Source organism: Serratia sp. (in: enterobacteria), from assembly GCF_052400455.1.
Taxonomy (GTDB): Bacteria; Pseudomonadota; Gammaproteobacteria; order Enterobacterales; family Enterobacteriaceae; genus Serratia; species Serratia ureilytica.
This window is the reverse complement of sequence record NZ_CP185812.1, coordinates 1491806-1509825: the sequence shown is the minus strand read 5'-3', so window position 1 is coordinate 1509825 and position 18020 is coordinate 1491806. Positions and strand designations below refer to the sequence as shown.

Annotated in this window: 16 protein-coding genes and 1 pseudogene; 9 read left to right on the top strand and 8 right to left on the bottom strand. The window is 58.9% G+C overall.

Translation table 11 applies throughout. The features are described 5' to 3' along the window. Nucleotides 1–182: 182 nt before the first annotated feature. From dps to ybiO, 6 genes are all read left to right on the top strand, one after another. A complete protein-coding gene (gene dps / locus ACORQT_RS07255; protein ID WP_016928514.1) occupies nucleotides 183–686 on the top strand; it encodes a DNA starvation/stationary phase protection protein Dps in 504 nt (167 codons plus the stop codon). A gap of 142 nt (nucleotides 687–828) precedes the next feature. Next, complete coding sequence (locus ACORQT_RS07250) at nucleotides 829–1095, top strand: DksA/TraR family C4-type zinc finger protein (RefSeq protein WP_033642389.1); 267 nt, start codon at nucleotides 829–831, stop codon at nucleotides 1093–1095. Between the two features lie 339 nt (nucleotides 1096–1434). Then, nucleotides 1435–2178 carry a glutamine ABC transporter substrate-binding protein GlnH gene (glnH, locus tag ACORQT_RS07245; RefSeq protein WP_016928516.1) on the top strand — a complete coding sequence of 248 codons (744 nt, stop codon included), beginning with the start codon at nucleotides 1435–1437 and terminating at the stop codon, nucleotides 2176–2178. 103 nt (nucleotides 2179–2281) lie between these two features. Then, on the top strand, nucleotides 2282–2941 hold the full coding sequence (gene glnP, locus ACORQT_RS07240) for a glutamine ABC transporter permease GlnP (RefSeq protein WP_004939229.1): 660 nt from the start codon (nucleotides 2282–2284) through the stop codon (nucleotides 2939–2941). Next, on the top strand, nucleotides 2938–3660 hold the full coding sequence (gene glnQ, locus ACORQT_RS07235; RefSeq protein WP_004939230.1) for a glutamine ABC transporter ATP-binding protein GlnQ: 723 nt from the start codon (nucleotides 2938–2940) through the stop codon (nucleotides 3658–3660). Before glnP ends, glnQ begins: the two co-directional genes overlap by 4 nt. Nucleotides 3661–3814: 154 nt before the next feature. Beyond that, a complete protein-coding gene (gene ybiO / locus ACORQT_RS07230; RefSeq protein ID WP_052752678.1) occupies nucleotides 3815–6034 on the top strand; it encodes a mechanosensitive channel protein in 2220 nt (739 codons plus the stop codon). Nucleotides 6035–6036: 2 nt separating this feature from the next. Here the strand turns inward: ybiO and ACORQT_RS07225 are convergent, their stop codons facing one another. The 6 genes from ACORQT_RS07225 to rlmF all read right to left on the bottom strand — a co-directional run bounded on the left by ACORQT_RS07225 (nucleotide 6037) and on the right by rlmF (nucleotide 14186). Next, entirely contained in the window at nucleotides 6037–7047 is a 1011-nt protein-coding gene (locus ACORQT_RS07225) for an alpha/beta hydrolase family protein (RefSeq protein ID WP_042783984.1), read from the bottom strand. Further along, the gene (locus ACORQT_RS07220; RefSeq protein WP_072628065.1) at nucleotides 7035–7673 is read right to left on the bottom strand and encodes a GNAT family N-acetyltransferase; all 639 of its coding nucleotides are present in this window, start codon (nucleotides 7671–7673) and stop codon (nucleotides 7035–7037) included. The genes ACORQT_RS07225 and ACORQT_RS07220 overlap by 13 nt, the downstream gene beginning before the upstream one ends. Before the next feature lie 11 nt (nucleotides 7674–7684). Continuing rightward, nucleotides 7685–8254: a TetR/AcrR family transcriptional regulator gene (locus ACORQT_RS07215; RefSeq protein WP_042783982.1), complete on the bottom strand. Its 570-nt coding sequence runs from the start codon at nucleotides 8252–8254 to the stop codon at nucleotides 7685–7687. Nucleotides 8255–8436: 182 nt separating this feature from the next. Next, on the bottom strand, nucleotides 8437–9741 hold the full coding sequence (locus tag ACORQT_RS07210) for a methyl-accepting chemotaxis protein (protein ID WP_033633761.1): 1305 nt from the start codon (nucleotides 9739–9741) through the stop codon (nucleotides 8437–8439). Nucleotides 9742–10049: 308 nt separating this feature from the next. Further along, on the bottom strand, nucleotides 10050–13049 hold the full coding sequence (locus ACORQT_RS07205) for a DUF4214 domain-containing protein (RefSeq protein ID WP_164058235.1): 3000 nt from the start codon (nucleotides 13047–13049) through the stop codon (nucleotides 10050–10052). A gap of 210 nt (nucleotides 13050–13259) precedes the next feature. Beyond that, on the bottom strand, nucleotides 13260–14186 hold the full coding sequence (gene rlmF, locus ACORQT_RS07200; RefSeq protein WP_444859424.1) for a 23S rRNA (adenine(1618)-N(6))-methyltransferase RlmF: 927 nt from the start codon (nucleotides 14184–14186) through the stop codon (nucleotides 13260–13262). Nucleotides 14187–14341: 155 nt separating this feature from the next. Between rlmF and ACORQT_RS07195 the strand changes: the two genes are divergently transcribed. Both ACORQT_RS07195 and bhsA read left to right on the top strand, forming a co-directional pair. Then, on the top strand, nucleotides 14342–14971 hold the full coding sequence (locus ACORQT_RS07195) for a flavin reductase family protein (RefSeq protein WP_033642382.1): 630 nt from the start codon (nucleotides 14342–14344) through the stop codon (nucleotides 14969–14971). 166 nt (nucleotides 14972–15137) lie between these two features. Then, nucleotides 15138–15398, top strand: coding sequence for a multiple stress resistance protein BhsA (gene bhsA / locus ACORQT_RS07190; protein WP_015377148.1), 261 nt, complete (start codon nucleotides 15138–15140; stop codon nucleotides 15396–15398). A 68-nt stretch (nucleotides 15399–15466) separates the two neighbouring features. Here the strand turns inward: bhsA and ACORQT_RS07185 are convergent, their stop codons facing one another. After that, entirely contained in the window at nucleotides 15467–15883 is a 417-nt protein-coding gene (locus ACORQT_RS07185; protein ID WP_047572179.1) for a putative T6SS immunity periplasmic lipoprotein, read from the bottom strand. Further along, nucleotides 15880–16320, bottom strand: a complete 441-nt coding sequence (locus ACORQT_RS07180; protein WP_232091344.1) for a hypothetical protein — start codon at nucleotides 16318–16320, stop codon at nucleotides 15880–15882. The genes ACORQT_RS07185 and ACORQT_RS07180 overlap by 4 nt, the downstream gene beginning before the upstream one ends. 301 nt (nucleotides 16321–16621) lie before the next feature. On the opposite strand from ACORQT_RS07180, the pseudogene ACORQT_RS07175 reads away from it, so the two are divergent. Beyond that, nucleotides 16622–17859, top strand: a pseudogene (locus ACORQT_RS07175) (IS91 family transposase). Nucleotides 17860–18020 lie beyond the last annotated feature (161 nt).

Genomic DNA, 18020 nt, shown 5'->3' with positions numbered 1-18020 from the left:
AGAGAATGATAAATAATTATATTTTTCATGGTGTTGTATTAAGTAAAAATTCAACCAGACCCATTATTCGTAGGCTAACCCTATTTGTGCAATAGCCATTTTCGTCCGGCAAAAATAAACAGCCCTGCTATAATTAATCCCGTAACGAAATAGGACAACGACTAATCAAGAGGATATCTGATATGAGTACCGCTAAACTGGTGAAAACGAAATCTTCTGATCTGCTGTATACCCGTAACGATCTGGACGAAAAAATCAAACTGGCCGCCATCAAGGCGCTGAACCATCAGGTCGTGCAATTCATCGATCTTTCGTTGATCACCAAACAGGCGCACTGGAACATGCGTGGCGCGAACTTTATCGCGGTTCATGAAATGCTGGACGGCTTCCGCACCGCCATCATCGAGCACCAGGACACCTTCGCCGAGCGCGTGGTGCAGCTGGGCGGCGTGGCGCTGGGCACCGTACAGGTGGTGAACGATCGCACGCCGCTGAAAAGCTATCCGACCAATATCCACAGCGTGCAAGAACACCTGAAAGCGCTGGCCGATCGCTACGGCGCGGTGGCGAATGACATCCGTAAGGCCATTACCGAAGTGGAAGACGAAGACACCGCCGACATGTTCACCGCCGCCTCGCGCGATCTGGACAAGTTCCTGTGGTTCATCGAATCCAACATCGAATAACGCCGCAGCGCGTTGCAGACCGCCCGTCGTGCCGGGCAGAACAGGCTGGGCTTCGCCCGGCCTGTTTTCTTTTGCGCGGCCGTTGAATTGTGCAAAAAACGGCCCATATTAAACGGTAGGTTTCCCTTGTCAGGAGGTCATGATGGCCAGCGGCTGGGCGGCGGACGGCGCCGTACAAGATCAAATTGATTCTACCGTCGACGATGCGGTGCAGCGCGCGCGTGATGCGCTCGGGCATGGCGAGAGCGAGCGCTATTGCCAGGAATGTGGAGAACCGATCCCCGAGGCGCGCCGCAAGGCGCTGAAGGGGGTGCGTTTTTGTGTCACCTGCCAGGCCGAACAAGACAAAAAACACGCGGCCAGCAGCCTGTACAACCGGCGCGGCAGCAAAGACAGCCAGTTGCGCTAGCATTATCTGCTCCCCTTTTTCCCCCTCTCGCAGTCACGCTTGCACCGTCAATGGATCATGAAAGTTAGAGTTAGTTATCAATATTGAAGCAAAAACGTTAAAGAACGGTTGTTTCACAGCCAAAATTTGGTTAATGATAGCCCCGTGCACCAAGATAATTCTTACGCACCATTTCGGTGCCTCATTGTGGTGCATAACCATAACTATTCGTCGTCACGGCACAACATCACGCAGTAACTCTTTGTTTTTATATTAGTTGAAAACATGGCACGATTTTTTCATGGCACCAACTGCAATATAAAAAATGGGTAATCCGCAACCTGTACAGGAATTCCTCTCATGAAGTCGATTTTTAAAGTCTCCCTGGCCGCACTCTCCCTGGCCTTTGCCGTAAGTTCCCACGCAGCAGACAAACTGGTGGTCGCCACCGACACCGCTTTCGTTCCTTTTGAGTTCAAGCAAGGCGACAAATACGTCGGCTTCGACATCGACCTGTGGGCCGCCGTCGCCAAAGAGCTGAAGCTGGACTACACCCTGAAACCGATGGACTTCGGCGGCATCATTCCGGCGCTGCAGACCAAAAACGTCGATCTGGCGCTGGCCGGCATCACCATCACCGATGAGCGCAAGAAAGCCATCGACTTCTCAGACGGTTACTACAAAAGCGGCCTGCTGGTCATGGTCAATGCCGACAATAACAGCGTGAAAGGCATCGACGATCTGAACGGTAAAGTGGTGGCGGTGAAGAGCGGCACCGGCTCGGTGGATTACGCCAAGCAGCACATCAAAACCAAGGATCTGCGTCAGTTCCCGAACATTGACAACGCCTATATGGAACTGGGCACCAAGCGCGCCGACGCGGTGCTGCACGACACGCCAAACATCTTATACTTCATCAAGACGGCCGGCGCCGGCAAGTTCAAAACCGTCGGCGATTCGCTGGAAGCGCAGCAGTATGGTATCGCCTTCCCTAAAGGCAGCGATGCGCTGCGCGAGAAGGTGAACGGCGCGCTGAAAACCCTGCGCGAGAACGGCACCTATAACGAAATCTACAAGAAGTGGTTCGGCACCGAACCTAAGTAAGCGGTGAACTTGGCACGCTATTAACTTAAGCACAGGGGGTCGCTTAACCCCCTGCGCTTCGTTGTATCTGATACCCACGTTTGGGATCACCGGGAGAAATATCATGCAGTTCGACTGGAGCGCCATCTGGCCCGCCATTCCTATCTTGTTAGAGGGCGCCAAAATGACCCTGTGGATTTCGGTCCTCGGTCTGATTGGCGGCCTGATCATCGGCCTCGTCGCCGGCTTTGCCCGCACCTACGGCGGATGGATCGCCAACCACATCGCGTTGGTGTTTATCGAAGTGATCCGCGGCACGCCGATCGTGGTGCAGGTGATGTTCATCTACTTCGCCCTGCCGATGGCGTTCACCGATTTGCGCATCGATCCGTTCACCGCGGCGGTGGTGACCATCATGATCAACTCCGGCGCCTACATCGCGGAAATCACCCGCGGCGCGGTGCTGTCTATCCATAACGGTTTCCGCGAAGCCGGGCTGGCGCTCGGCCTGTCGCGCCGCGAAACCATCCGCTACGTCATTATGCCGCTGGCGCTGCGCCGCATGCTGCCGCCGCTGGGCAACCAGTGGATCATCAGCATCAAAGATACCTCGCTGTTCATCGTGATCGGCGTGGCGGAGCTGACCCGTCAGGGTCAGGAAATTATTGCCGGTAACTTCCGCGCGCTGGAAATCTGGAGCGCCGTGGCGGTTATCTACCTGATTATTACTCTGGTGCTGAGCTTCGTGCTGCGTCGTCTGGAAAGAAGGATGAAAATCCTGTGATTGAATTTAAAAACGTCTCCAAGCATTTTGGCCAAACCCAGGTGCTGCACAACATCGATTTGAAGATCGACAAAGGCGAAGTGGTGGTGATCATCGGGCCGTCCGGCTCCGGCAAATCCACCCTGCTGCGCTGCATCAACAAGCTGGAAGAGGTGACCAGCGGCGATCTGATCGTCGATGGCCTGAAAGCCAACGATCCGAAAGTGGACGATCGGTTGATCCGCCAGGAAGCCGGCATGGTATTCCAGCAGTTCTACCTGTTCCCGCACCTGACGGCGCTGGAAAACGTCGCCTTCGGCCCGATCCGCGTGCGCGGCGCGAAGAAGTCCGATGCGGAAAAGCTGGCGCGCGAGCTGCTGGCCAAGGTCGGTCTGGCTGAGCGCGCCCACCACTACCCGTCCGAGCTGTCGGGCGGCCAGCAGCAGCGCGTGGCGATCGCGCGCGCGCTGGCGGTGAAGCCGAAAATGATGCTGTTCGACGAGCCGACCTCCGCGCTCGATCCGGAGCTGCGCCACGAAGTGCTTAAGGTGATGCAGGATCTGGCCGAGGAAGGCATGACGATGGTCATCGTCACCCACGAAGTCGGCTTTGCCGAAAAAGTGGCGTCGCGCCTGATCTTTATCGACAAGGGCCGGATTGCCGAAGACGGCAATCCGCACGATCTGATCAACCATCCGCCGAGCCCGCGTCTGCAGGAATTCCTGCAGCACGTTTCCTGATCCTGGCGGTTTAACGGCGGGCGCGCCACGCGCCCGCCGCTTTCATTCCGCACGCTCTCCCACGCCCCATCGCGTTTCCTTTCCTACTATATTGATTGTTTTTCATCGTATTGCTCTGACATCCGCCGATCACAGAACGCCAAAGAGAGGAACCATGCCGCCAAACGCAGACTCCCGACGAGGTTCTCATCTGCGAGAACACCTGCTTTTCCTGCTGCTGCTGTTGACCCTGAGCGTCTTCGCACCACCGGCGCTGGCGCAAAACGCGCCGCCTGCGCCCGCCGACAAGAGCGAGCAGCAGAAAGCCGCCTACGCCGCGCTGGCCGATCTGCTGCAAGACGACCAAGCGCGCGCGGAACTCATCGACCACCTGAAACAGACCGCCGGCGACGCTGCGGCCGCCGCGCCGGCAACGCCGGAAGAATCGACGCCCGTTACGCTGAGCGACAGCCTGAACTCGCTGGCGCAGGAAGGCATCGGCACCTTTAACCAGAAGCTCGGCGCGCTGCAAAAGCTGATCGATTCCGGCCCGAAGCGCGTTTTCAATCCCGCCGGCTTTTTCCGCGCGCTGGGCTACTTTCTGCTGACGGTGGCGGTCACCTTTGCGCTGTTCCACCTGATCCGCCGGCTGATCGCGCCGCTGTACAAGCGCATGGGCAGTTGGGGGCACAACGCCAGACTGCAGCGCGGCCCGTGGTATAAGCGCCCCGCCGCCATTCTCGGCGCTTTCGCCATCGATCTGCTGGTGCTGCTGCTGGCGCTGGCGGCAGGCAACCTGTTTGCCCGCCACGTCCACGCCGACAGCGCCACCATCCTGCGGCTGCAGACCCTGTTTCTCAGCGCCTTCGCGGTAATTGAATTTTTCAAGGCGGTGCTGCGGCTGATTTTCGCCCCCAGCTTCGACTATCTGCGCCCGTTCCCCTTCAGCGATCGGAGCGCGCGCTATTGGAACACCCGCCTCGCCTGGCTCAGCGGCCTGATCGGCTATGGCCTGATGGTGGTGGTGCCGGTGGTGGCGGTGCAGATCAGCTATTCGGCCGCCGCCGCCGTCAACCTGGTGGTAATGCTGGCGCTGACGCTATACGCCATTTGGCTGATCCTGCACAACCGCAAACCGATACAGCAACAGATCAACCTGCTGGCCGAACGGTCGATGGCGTTTTTCAGCGTGATCCTGCGCGGGCTGGGGCATGTCTGGCACCTGCTGGCGATCGCCTATTTTCTGGTGCTGTTCGTGCTGTCCCAGTTCGACATCGGTAACAGCCTGCGCTTTATGATGAGCGCCACGGTAAAAAGCCTGCTGGTGGTCGGCGTCGGCGCCCTGCTGTCCGGCATGCTGACCCGCTGGATTTTCCGCCGCATTTCGCTGCCGACCGACGTCAATTTGCGCTATCCGATGCTTGAGCGGCGCATCAACTCTTACATCCCCAACGGGTTGAAGATACTGCGGGTGATGGTGGTGCTGGCAGTGACGCTGTTTCTGCTCGATGCCTGGCATCTGATCAACCTGTATCAATGGGCGGGCAGCGAAAATGGCCAGCGGACGCTCGGCGGGCTGGTGCATATTCTGCTGATCCTGTTGATCGCCGTGTTCAGCTGGACGCTGATGGCCAGCATCATCGAGCACCGCCTGGCGCTGGAGCTGAGCAACGGCGTGCGGCCGAGCGCGCGCGAACGCACGCTGCTGACGCTGTTTCGCAACGTGTTGGCTATCGTTATCAGCACCATCACCGTGATGATCGTGCTGTCGCAGGTCGGACTGAACATCGCGCCGCTGCTGGCGGGCGCCGGCGCGCTGGGGCTGGCCATCAGCTTCGGCGCCCAGACGCTGGTGAAAGACGTGATCACCGGCGTGTTCATCCAGTTTGAAAACGGCATGAATACCGGCGAATACGTGACCGTCAGCGGCATCACCGGCACCGTGGAGCGCATGACCATCCGCTCGATCGGCCTGCGCGACGACTACGGCGTCTATCACATCGTGCCGTACTCTTCGATCACCACGTTGGCCAACTATGCGCGTGAGTTCGGGGTATACCGCGCCAATTACACCGTCAGCCGCGACGAGGACATCGATCGGGTCAATGAGGTGCTGCATCAGGCCATCGAGGCGCTGAAGCAGGATGAACAGGTGAAGCATTTCCTGATTGGCGAGCCGGTCTTCAACGGCGTGGTGGCGCTGGGCGATCGCTCGTTCACCACCCGCGTGACGGTGCGCACGCAGGCGCTGAAACAGTGGGTGGTGCAATACGCTCTCGACCGGCTGGTGAAAATCCATTTCGATCGGGCCGGCATCGGCATGCCGCAGCAGGCGATGCAGATTTCCCGCGCGCCGCAGCCGCATGACGAGCAGGCGCCGCCCGCGGCGATCTGAGGTTAGCGCCCGCGCCCGCAGGGCTGAGCGGCCAGGAAGGCCGCCACGTCCTGCCGGTAGGCGTCGTATTGCACCGAGCGCGGGGCAAACAGGCCCACCACGTTGATCAGCCACGGATGGCGCGCGAACAGCGGCTTGACCATCACATGATCGGCCTCGTCGATGCGCGTCACCGTCAGCAGCGAGGCCGGGATCGTTTGCCGATACACGCGCTCGGTTTCGTCCGCGTCCACGTTGACGTCGCGCCCGCCCAGGATCAGGTGCACCGGCGTGGCGAAATGCCGCAATCCCGCCGTCGCGTCGCTGGCCATGTTGGCGCGAATAAAGCGCCAGCGGCCGGCGCTCAATGCAGCGGCGGCGCCAGACTCACGGCGGTACTGTTCGTAACCGTCCGGCTGTTCGAGCAGCGTTTGGATGTGGCGCCAGTGCGCCTCGCGCGCGGCGATCGACGCTTCATCGTCCCCTGCCGCCGCCATCGCCGCCCGGGTGTTGTAGCGCCCCTGCCGCAGCCAGTTGATCGCCGGCGCCACCGCCAGCGTAAACGCGATGTCGGGGCGCAAACGCGCCACCTCCGGCATCACCCACCCCGCCTGACTGGTGCCCCACAGCCCCACGCAGCGCGCATCGAAGCGCCCGTCCCGCCGGGCCCAGTCGATGATATCGGCGGTTTCCCGCGCGCGATCCGCCATGGTCTGATGCAGCCAGTTGCCGCCGGAGCCGCCCACGCCCGGCTTATCGAAGGATAAAACCGCATAGCCCTGCTGCGCCATCGTCTCCCAAATGCCGTAATAGCCTTCGTCGCGGCTGGCGTTGGCCGGCCCATCGCCGTGCACAAACACCACGACGCCGGGCTTGACTGGCGCATGCTCCGGCAGCACCAGCGTGCCGGTCAGCCGATTGCCGCCGGCGGTCACCACGACCGGTTCGGTGACAAAGCGAAAGTCGTTGACGTAAATCACCCAGCCGAGCACCGGCAGGAGCAGCGCCACGAGACACAGCCCTATTCTGCGCACGTCGCCTCCCCGCTGCGTTTCTCCATCAACACCCAATCGGCCTGGCCGAACAGCAAGCCCAGCGAGGCGTAATGTTCTTCGCGCCGCACCTGAAAACCGCAGCGCTGATACAGACGCTGCGCATCGACGTTGCGCCGGCTGACGTGCAGGCTCAGGCGCCGGCCTGCGCCTTGTTCGGCGGCGTAGTCGTTCATCCACTGCAGCAGTCGCCTGCCCACCCCTTTGCCGCGCTGACTCTCGGCCACCGCCAGGTAGGAAAGATACAGCTCATCGGCCGCCGGGGTGTGCTGCAACACCGCAATTTGCAGATACATACGCCAAACGTTCAGCCAGCCATAGCGGCGACACAACCGCCAAATCGGCAAGGCGTGCGGACGCAGCCCAGCGCGGTTCTCGCCATCGATGGCATTCAGGGCAAAGGCCGCCACCACCTGCTCATCCTGTTTCACCACGAAGCTGCGCTCCCGGCTGCCGCTTTGCTTCCAACCCCACAGCCGATAGAACAGACGCCACTGAAGGCGGGCGCTCAGACGGCGCGCGCGCTGGAATTTGTCGCAGAACGCGGCGTAGATCAACGCCGCCGTTTGCAGGCGGTCAGCGTCGCGATAAGGCTCAATGTGCAACATATCAACCTCGACTAGGGTTGGCGGTAGAGCAGTTGCTCCAACAGCCGCACCGGCGTGATCGCCTCCGGCGAAGGCGACGCGAAGATCGCCTGCCGCCAAGCCTGGCTTTCGATCACGTCCAGCACCAGCTGCGCGAGCGGCAAGGGCGCTATCGCCGGCGCGATCTCGCCTATTTGCTGAGCCTCGGCGATCGTCGTCGCCAGCGCCTCAATCAACTGCCGCTGGTTGGCGCTGAACGGCTCGGCCAATGCCGGGTTACGCGCCACTTCAGCCACAATCTCCGCCGACAGTTGCACATTGTCCGGTTCGGCGACAAAAGCGTGATAGGCGGTGAAAAAGGCCGACAGCGCCTCTTTCGGCCGCTTTTTCTCGGCCCGCAATGCGGCGGCGAACTCGGCGAATACGCCGTTTTCCAGCAGCGCGATCTCGCCGATCAGCGCCTCCTTGCCGGAAAAATGGTTATAGAGGTTGCCCACGCTAACGCCCGCCGCTTGGGCGATATCCCGCATGCTGGTCTGGTGAAATCCCTTATGGGTAAAGCTGTGCAGCGCAGCGTCGACAATCTTTTCTCGGTTTCCCATCGGCAGCTCCCGAAACGGTGAAGGGGCGCTGGGCGCCGTAAATTGACACAAATAAATGAACGAACGTTCATTCACATTTAAGGATAGCATAGGCCGGTAAAATTGAACCGCGGCTCAACGGCGCAGAGATCGGTGGGAAGAGACAAACGCCGCCCCGCTTTCAGGGGCGGCGCCCGGCAAACTCAGTGCAGCGCGTCGCCCTGCTTCACCGACGTAAACGCCTGCATCAGTTTCACGACGTCATGCATGCCGATGTTGACCTGGTTGATCACTTCTCCGGCGTCATGGGTCAATGCCACACCGCCGCCGGCCTGTTCCACGCAGGTCGCCATGCCGGCGATCGCCGCCGCCACGCCTTGCTGGATAGACTTGGTCATGCGTTCGATCTCGGTCGCCGCCTTGCGCGACTGTTCCGCCAGCGTGCGCACCTCGTTGGCCACCACCGCAAAACCGCGCCCGTGCTCACCGGCGTGGGCGGCTTCGATGGAGGCGTTAATCGCCAGCAGATTGGTTTGCGAGGCAATTTTACGAATGGCTTCGACGATGGTGCCGATCTGCTGAGAGCACTTGCCAAGCTCGGTGACCACGTCCGACGTTTCGCGCGCCGCCGCTTCGACCTGTTGCATGCCCTTCACCGCCTGCTGCACGATGACCGCGCCCTGCGCCGCCTGCCGGTCGGTATCGAGCGACAGATGATGCGCGTTGCGCACCATCTCTTCTTCATGCTGCTGCTGTTGCATCAGCCGGGTGATGTCCTGGGCGATCTTCACCACTTTCACCACCTGGCCGTCGTTGTCGAGGATCGGGTTATAGCTGGCCTCCAGCCAGACCCGTTCGCCGCGCCGGTTGACGCGCTCAAAACGCCCGGTGATGAACTCGCCGCGCGCCAGGCGCTGCCAGTGCCGCCGATAGTCGTCGGAAGCGGCGAACGCCGGTGGGCACAGCACCGCATGCGACTGCCCGCACGCCTCATCCAGCCGATAGCCCATCAGCGCCAGCATATTGTCATTGGCGCTGACAATGTCGCCCTGCGGCGTGAAAGAAATCATCGCCATCGAGCGATTCAGCGCCGCCAGCAGGCTGCGGTGTTCCTGCGCCTGGGTCACTCGCTCGGTCACTTCGCTGGCTATCTTGACGATTTCCACCACCTTACCCTGTTTATTCAGCACCGGCGCATAGGTGCCCTGCAGCCACACCGCCTCGCCGTTTTTCGCGATGCGCTTTATCGTGTCCGTGATGGGTTGCCCTTTATTCAGCGTCTCCCAATGTTCGCGATATAACGGGCTGGCGACATAGTTCGGATCGCAGAAAATACGGTGATGCCGGCCTATCACATCATCGCGTTGAAATCCGAGCGTGCTGAGAAAGAGATCGTTGGCGCGCAATACCGTGCCGTCGGGCGAGAATACAATCATGGGAACGGCGTGTTCTATCGCGCTCAGCTCGGCGCCTTTGTGGGTAGTTAACTGACTGAATCGTAACAGCATAGGGTGTAGTCCTTGTGGCAGATGATCGCGCTTTTCTTATTTTGTCTGGCCACATGCCGCGCCCACACGCAGACGTGCCATCGCGGAAGGAGCGGGCGCGCCGATCCTTCTGGTTATTGCTCTTAACCGGATTAAATTTATTTATTCAGTAAAGTAATTATTCGAATTTAAATAAACCAACAACCTAAGATTTTTATTATGAATAACTGTATTGAGAATAACGTAAGTGATGAAAATTGAAAGGTAAAATGCGGATTTTTGTCGGCGCCGGCAGGATAACCGGCGCCGTTAAGCGAAAATATCGCCAGTTACGCGACCAGCGCTTCTGGCTCAACCACGATGCCATTGAGCATGATTTCCGGAACATATCGCAGTTCGTTGAGCAAACTTTGATGATTCTGCCCCAGGAGCAGGATCACGCTGTCGGCCTCATCCAGACGGTGGTCATCATTGTTATCGACGATAAGATAGCTGCCGCTTTGCCCACCGATAACGCTGCTGATCCCGACCTTGGCGCTCAATGCTCCGGGCTGACCGAGATCGAGCAACGCGGCCAACAACTGACTGGCACTGCCGCCCTGCTCGGCCGTCAGGGCGCTGATTCTCGCCTCCATGCTTTGCGCATCGCTGACCCCATAATCCGCCAGCTTACCGCCGGCGCCATGGACAATCCGCAGACCCGAAAGCACATCGTCGATACTTCCCTGTGTCAGCGAAAAGTCTTTTAACGTCACGCCTGATGCTGCCTTGCTGCTCTGCAGCGTAACGTGGCTTTTCCCTGCGCCGGCGACGATCGTCGTGTCCCCCATAACGTTAAATTGATCGCTGCCTCCCCCGCCTTTGACCAACAGCTGTTCGCCCCGTAGCCCGAGATCTTGCAGCAGCGGCGCCAATTTGGCCTGCGCGTCGCCACTCAAGGGCAGTAAATCCAGCATTTGAACGATCGTGCCGTCACCGCTGCCGCCATGAGACGACGTGAGGGTGAACCCATTTCCTGTGAAGGCCGAAGCGTCAATGTGGCGAACCTGGGTATACCCTTCGGTTAGCGTCAGATTGAAATTCGCGCCGCCGAGCAGCGTAATGTCTTGCACCTGAGTATTTTGCCCCGTCAACGTCAGCGCGCCATTTCCCCAAGCGCCGGTGCTGATGGCGATCAACGTCAATGGCTTTTCATCCCCATGCGAGTCAAGCGCCAACGAGCCGGCGTTGCCGCGCCCGGAGAAAAGCAGATCGAAACGATCGGTGGCATTCTCCAGGAAGGCAATCTCCAGCCTGCTGTCCGCATGATCGCCGATGCCGCTGATTTCAAGGCGTGCCGCATCGGCATTGGCGTTGATCACCTTGACGTTGTCCGCCCGGCCGGACAACAGCAATCCCTCACGGCCAAGCGCCTGCGCCGCCCAACTCTGCACGATCTTCCCACCGTCCGTTCCCTCTACGGTGGCGTTGCCGCTCAACACCCCGTAGTCAAACACATGAGCACTCGTCGCCAGCGCTTTTGTGCTGTAACCGTTCCAACCGATTTGCGTCAGCGTAGCTTCCGCCTGGCCGATGTAACCCGCCATATCTATCTGTTCGAAATGACTGAAATGGGCGGCATTGCTGCTCACCGTACTGATGCGCACGCCAAAAAGGTCGAGCGTCGAGGTCATTTTGACGATCAGATTAGCGGACAAAATATCGCGCCCGGCACCACCATCGGCGCTGAACATCCACCCCACACGATTGGCGCCGCCATCGGCATTGCCTCCCCATAGCAGGCTGTCATTGCCGTTGTTCAGATAAAAGTGCCCTTGGGCGGTGGCGAGATCGGCCTGCGAGGTGAGCTGCACCCGATCGTCGCCATAGGTGCCATGCACTGTCACATTGGCATTGTTTACCGTCATGTCCACCCCATACCGAGCCGCAGGGTTATTATGCAGCCAGATATCCGCCGCAGCGTCGCCATTGACGATCAGGTAAGAAAGCTGCGAGGCATAGCTCAGGTCAACCGTGACGTCCGCGTCAGCATCCAGGAACACCCTGAACAGCACGGCGGTTTCCGCATTGCTCAGCGTATGGTGAGCATGCGTATTCACCGTACTCGACGCGTTGCCGCCGCCCTCGCTGGTGGCGAGAAAAGCGGTCGTTTTATATGCCAGGCTGGCGCCGACATCGCGCGCAAACATCCACTGTTCATACTGAACGTCACCTGCCGGCGGCGCATTGATCAGATCGGCAATCACCGCCTGCGTGACCAGTGCCTTGTCGCCGCCCAACGCCCGGTAGTGGTCCAACTGCTGTTCATTCGCCGCCCGGCCATGCACCGCCTGATAGACGTGCTGAATAAAGTCGTCCCCCTGTAAACCACCGATCTGCGCCTGAAATTCCGGCGTCGCCAGAAGGGCCGTGACCAATTCGGTATAGCTCAAGGTGCCGGAGGCCAGCGTCTTGCTCCAATTGTCCAGCGAGACGCTGTCCACCGCCCGCTCAGGCAATGCACGGAACAGCGCCGCTATCTGCTCCAGATACTCGGTCGCCGGCAGTTCGCCCGGCGAATATTCCTGGCCCGCCGCATTGAAATGCTGTTGAGCCGCCGCATCTTCCGGCGCCACCACCCCGCGCAACTGCGCGATCATATCCACCAGCAGATCGCCACGCGTCGCGCCTTCCGCCAGCCGTTGCTGGTAAGCAGCCAACTCTGGCGCCGTCGGCGGCCGTTCGAATCCCTGTGCGAACAGATGCAAAATGAAGCCATGATCGGAAAGATCGTTGAGTGGCAGGGTGGCAATCTTGCTCTGCGCCAACGCAGCCAGATCGCCCCCCTGATTGAGCAGCTTGCCGTCATGCGCAATTTCATCGGTCTGCCAGGGCGCTCGCAACAGATAAAACATCGCCTGCGCGTCGCCGCTCCCGCCGGCGGCATCAGCGGCCGTGCCGGGATACAAACCTTCTGCAATGCGCTGATCGAGCGCATCACGCTGCGCCAGCATCACCGGATCGTCCCCCAGATAGTTAAAGAGATCGATGACGACGCTGGCGACAGCGCTGTTGAAATGCCCCAGTTGCAGTAAGGCATTGATGTAATCCGGATCGGGAGCGGTATTGTAAACGGAGAAATAAACCTGGCTGAGAATGTCGTATTCGCTTTGGCCGCTCATCCAACCGGCATCGGGTTGGCTCATTAAAATGCTGGCCATATAGGCGGGCGGCTGGCTGCCGATATCAAATGCGCTGTCGTAGTAATCGATTTCCGCCGCCGTCGGCAAACGCCCGAAAATGCCGATGATTAAGGCGCCGACCTCTTGTTGCGTAGCTAAAGGAATCATAATAAATCCCGTCAGTGTGATGGACTAAGTTCGCGGCATGGCTGCGCCGCGGCCTGTCTCCTACATCGTGAAGAGAGACATTGCACACTGCCTGGAGGGGTTCTTATAGGTATGACTACAGTTAAGAAATGCTGATGCGATAAGTCAATAAAACGGGGAAAACCGGTCCTCGGTATGGGACTTTGCTCCCATACCGAGGCACCTGAAGACTTAACGCCAGCGCTCGGCTGCCCAGGCTGCCTGTTGCTCGGCGTCATGGAAGGTCCAGGCGACGAAGCGGCTGATCTTCTGCCCTTGCGCCATCTCGATGGTGCGCACCTCGGCCGCCCCCGCCACTTTCAGCGCATGGTAGATGGCCGGCAACGTGGTGTTTTTCGAGATAAGCGAGGTGAACCACAGGCAGTTGTTGGCCTTGCTGACGCTCTCTTCCACCATCTTGCGCACAAAGGCTTCTTCGCCGCCTTCGCACCACAGCTCGTTGTTCTTGCCGCCGAAGTTTTGCACCGGCTTGTCGGCCACTTCCCCTTTGCCCAATTTATGCAGCTTGCGGCGGGTGCTGGCGCGCGCTTCCTGCTCGGACGCGTGGAACGGCGGGTTGCACAGGGTCGCGTCGAATTTCTCGGCCGCGCCGATGATGCCGCTAAAAATCAGCTCAGGCTGTTTTTGCAGCCGCAGACGCACGCTGTTGCGCAGCGTCGGGTTCATCTCGGCGATCATTTTGGCTGCGTTCAGCGACACCGGATCGATTTCGGAGCCGGTGAAACGCCAGCCGTATTCGCGCAGGCCGACGATCGGGTAAATGCAGTTGGCGCCGACGCCGACGTCGAGGATCGCCACGCCCTTGCCGCGCGGGATCTCGCCGCCGTTGCTGGTCGCCAGCAGATCCGCCAGGTGGTGCAGATAGTCGGCGCGGCCCGGGATCGGCGGGCACAGGTAATCAGCCGGAATATCCCAGTGTTCGATGCCGTAAAAGTGTTGCAGCAACGCACGGTTGAGCATTTTCACCGCCGCCGGATCGGCGAAGTCCACCGAGACATCGCCCCAGGCGTTCGGTTTTACGAACGGCGCCAGCGCCGGGCAGCTGGCGATCAGCGCCGGGAAGTCGTAGCGCGAACGATGACGGTTGCGCGGATGCAGGCCGCTTTTCTGCTGCGGGAAGGTTTTCTTTTTTCCACCGTGACGGGCTCTCTTGAAGGTATTTCCGGCGCGTAAGATAACACATCCGGCCCGGAATGGCGCAGCGGCGGGAAACCCGGCACAATGAAAGCTTCATCGATTGCACAGGGGCCCCCATGAGCCGTGAATCTCGTTATTATTATGAACCCGCCGCCGGCCACGGCCTGCCGCACGATCCGCTGAACGCCATCGTCGGCCCGCGCCCCATCGGCTGGATCTCTTCCCGCAGCGCCGCCGGCTTGCGTAATCTGGCGCCCTACAGCTTTTTCAACTGCTTCAACTACCGCCCGCCCATCATCGGTTTCGCCAGCACCGGCTGGAAAGACAGCGTGGCGAATATCGTGGAAACCGGCGAGTTCGTCTGGAACCTGGCGACGCGCCCGTTGGCGGAAGCGATGAACAACAGTTCCATCAACCTGCCGCGCGGTGAGGACGAATTCGCCTTCGCCGGCGTCACGCCGCTGCCCGGGCGCCGGGTCAAAGCCGAGCGCGTGGCCGAAAGCCCGGTGAACTTCGAATGCCGCCTGACCCAATGCATTCAGTTGCAAACCGCCGCCGGGGAACAGGTGGAGACCTGGCTGGTGTTGGGCGAAGTGGTGGCGGTGCATCTCGATCCGGCGCTGCTGGATGAACACGGCGTTTACCAGACCGCCGCCGCCGAACCGATCCTGCGCGCCGGCGGCCCGAGCGCCTACTACGGCATTTCCGAGCAGCACCGTTTCGATCTGACGCGCCCGACGCGCTGATCGTCTCCCCCGTTTATGCAGAAGATGAACGGGGGAATTAACAATCAAAAAATCTGAATAAAACCGTCAACACTCTCCGATTTCATCACGTCTTATCCTGCGCAATAATCTTCCCATCGAAAGGCACTCCCTTTCTCCCTAATCCGCTTTGACAGGAATGACGAACATGAAAACCATCAAAACTTTTGCTGCTGCTATCGCTCTGGCTACCGTTTCTTTCACCACTTTCGCCGCTGAACACGTCAGCGCGCAGGATGCCGCCCAATTCGAAAAAGCCGGCGTGATCGTCGCCAGCGGCGCGACCGACCTGAGCAGCCTGAAATCCCAGTTGGCCGCCAAAGCCGATGCGGCGGGCGCCAAAGCTTTCACCATCACCTCCACCAGCGGCAATAACCTGATGCACGCCACCGCGGTTATCTACAAATAATCGCCGCTCCAGACGTCAAAAAGCCCGCCGGCTATAACCCCGGCGGGCTTTTTTTATGTTCAAGTGCATTAGCGCTGAATGGGTAAGACAGCGAGTTTTTTGCCGTCCGCTTTGTCAGCAACCAATGTAAATTCAGTCCAATATTTGCGCGGCGCCTCATTTGACGCGTTGCCGACCGTCGCAATCTCAACCGAATAGCTATGCCCAATCTTGAACCCGTCGAAAGCCTCCGTCAGGCATTCGCCTGGCATCACCGCTATCGGTTGCTGGCCCGGCGCAACCGACGTGGACCATTCCGCCTTCCCTCCGGCCCCCGGTTGATAAATTCCGATGCCCACCAGCTCGCGTTTTCCATCAATATCGTCCGGCACGCTAATGCATACGCGATTGTTTTTAACGCTGACGTTTGCCGGATAGAACCAGGGACGTTCCTGCACACAGCCGCTCAGCAATGCCAGCGCCAATAAAAAAGTCAGTTTTTTCATTTCATTGCCTTAGGGTTACGCGGCTCTCGAAGGAACAACCGTAACACGGTTTCATAGCGAGTTTTAAGATCTGGCCCTTCCAAGCCAGTCATCCGTTTGTTACGACGCCACTCTTCTCGACTAAAACGAATAAGTAAAAAGTAATCAGCAAGGATGGAAGCCTGCTGCTCCATTCCGTAATCAGCGAGAGTGTTATAGTTGGGAAGAGAGTATTCATAAGTTGCCGCCCAGCTCATGGTACCTCTGAGCAACACATTCATTTTCATTTGATACTGCCAAACATGCGCTATTTCATGGATAAACCAATGTTGAAAACCCGCGCCCTCTCTTGAATAATCCTCACGAAAATTCTTTGGAGTGAAATAAATTTCGCCGTTCGGTGTAACGGCCGTATTATCATTTTGCAAACCTAAAGGGAAATAACCCGCGTTATGCACACTCACTCTCGAATAATCGATAGCATTCTTAAAATTATCTGAGCTATTCCTATCTCACCGACGGTGAGCTTTCGCTCCATTCCTTTAGCCGTAGTCATATCGTCAGTTCCATTGAGAACGTAGCGCCCCTACGGGGCGAGCACGGCAGCGCTGCTGCCTCTACCGTCTTTTAGCCCCAGCCTCATATCAACGCCGGTGCGGCTCGCACAGTATCGCATGCCTCACCGCCGCGTTGACACACGCATAAAATGAGCACGTCTGCGACGTGAGTCGGCTGGCACCGACGACCTTTTCCTGCCCACTGCCACCCTGTAGACTCTACATTCCGCGCCCCGCAAAGCTGCTGTTCCTACATGATGAGGCTGGAGCCGCTATCTCGACAAACACGGCGACTCCCTCAGCGACTGGACCAAACTCGCCGTCGGACGCATGCTTGCCTGCGGGACCTGTGCCATGGGCGTGCGCCGCCACTGCTGCGCCTCGCCGGACTGCACCCACGCCCGCTTCTTCTGCCAGAGCTGTAAGTCCAAGGCCTGCAGCAGCTGTGGCCTCAAGGCCACCGAGCAGTGGATCGCCGAACAGCAGCATATCCTGCCCGACTGCGACTGGCAGCACATCACGTTTACCATACCTCACCTGCTGTGGCCGTTCTTCAACAACAACTGGCCCCTGCTCAATCACCTGTTTCGCTGCGCCACCCGCGCCATGCTCCGCTGGGCGCGCCAACAGGGGATCGAAGTCGGCATGTTCTGTGCGCTCCATACCTACGGTCGGCAGCTCAATCAGCACCCGCATATCCACGTTTCCGTTACCCGTGGCGGACTTGATGTCAAACACAGCACCTGGCGTAATTTGTTCTTTAAAAAGAAAGAAGTGGAAGCCATCTGGCGCAATGCCGTCGTCTATCTGCTGCGCGACAACTATGCACAAATCAATCCCGGCGCCCTGCCGGGTCTCGGCCATATCCGTAACGAGGACCGGTGGCACCGCTACCTGCATGCCCAGTATCGCCGTGCCTGGAAAGTGCACTTCGCCAAAAAGACTCGCGGTGCCTGGCGCAGCGTGAAATACCTGGGCCGATACCTGAAACGTCCGCCAGTGGCGGCTTCACAGCCCCGGCATTACCGCAGCGGCGCCGTGGTCCATCAGTATTACGATCACCGTACACAGCAGCACAAACGCCAGAAGATCAGCCAGGAGGAGATGCTGCAACGTTATATCAGCCATATCCCAGCGCGGCATTTTAAGATGGTGCGTTACTACGGTTTTCTGGCCAACCGCAAGCGGGGCTCGCTGTTGCCGAAGGTCTACGACGCGCTGGAGATGACGGTACGGGAAAAGCCAAAACGTCCCGGGTTCGCAGTACTAATGAAGGGCTTCCTCGGTACCGACCCTTACCAATGTATCTTGTGCAAAGGTCGGTTGCGTTTTGCCGGCGCCATGGCGGGCGAGCACGCCACAAAAATGCTGTCCGACAGGCTGCATCGGATAGCGAAAAAACGATGGCTTCAAGCGCCGGCTCTGGATAAGTGCGCATGAAAAACGGATTTTAGATGAAAAATACAGCAAAACTGGCATTTTCCCACATTACTCTACGACAACCCGCACCATAAGGGGTTATTTCTTGCTACCGTTCATGGTTAGGAAACCCAATAAGGGGCGATTGAGTTTCCTAACCATGGACTCTACCACCATCCTGC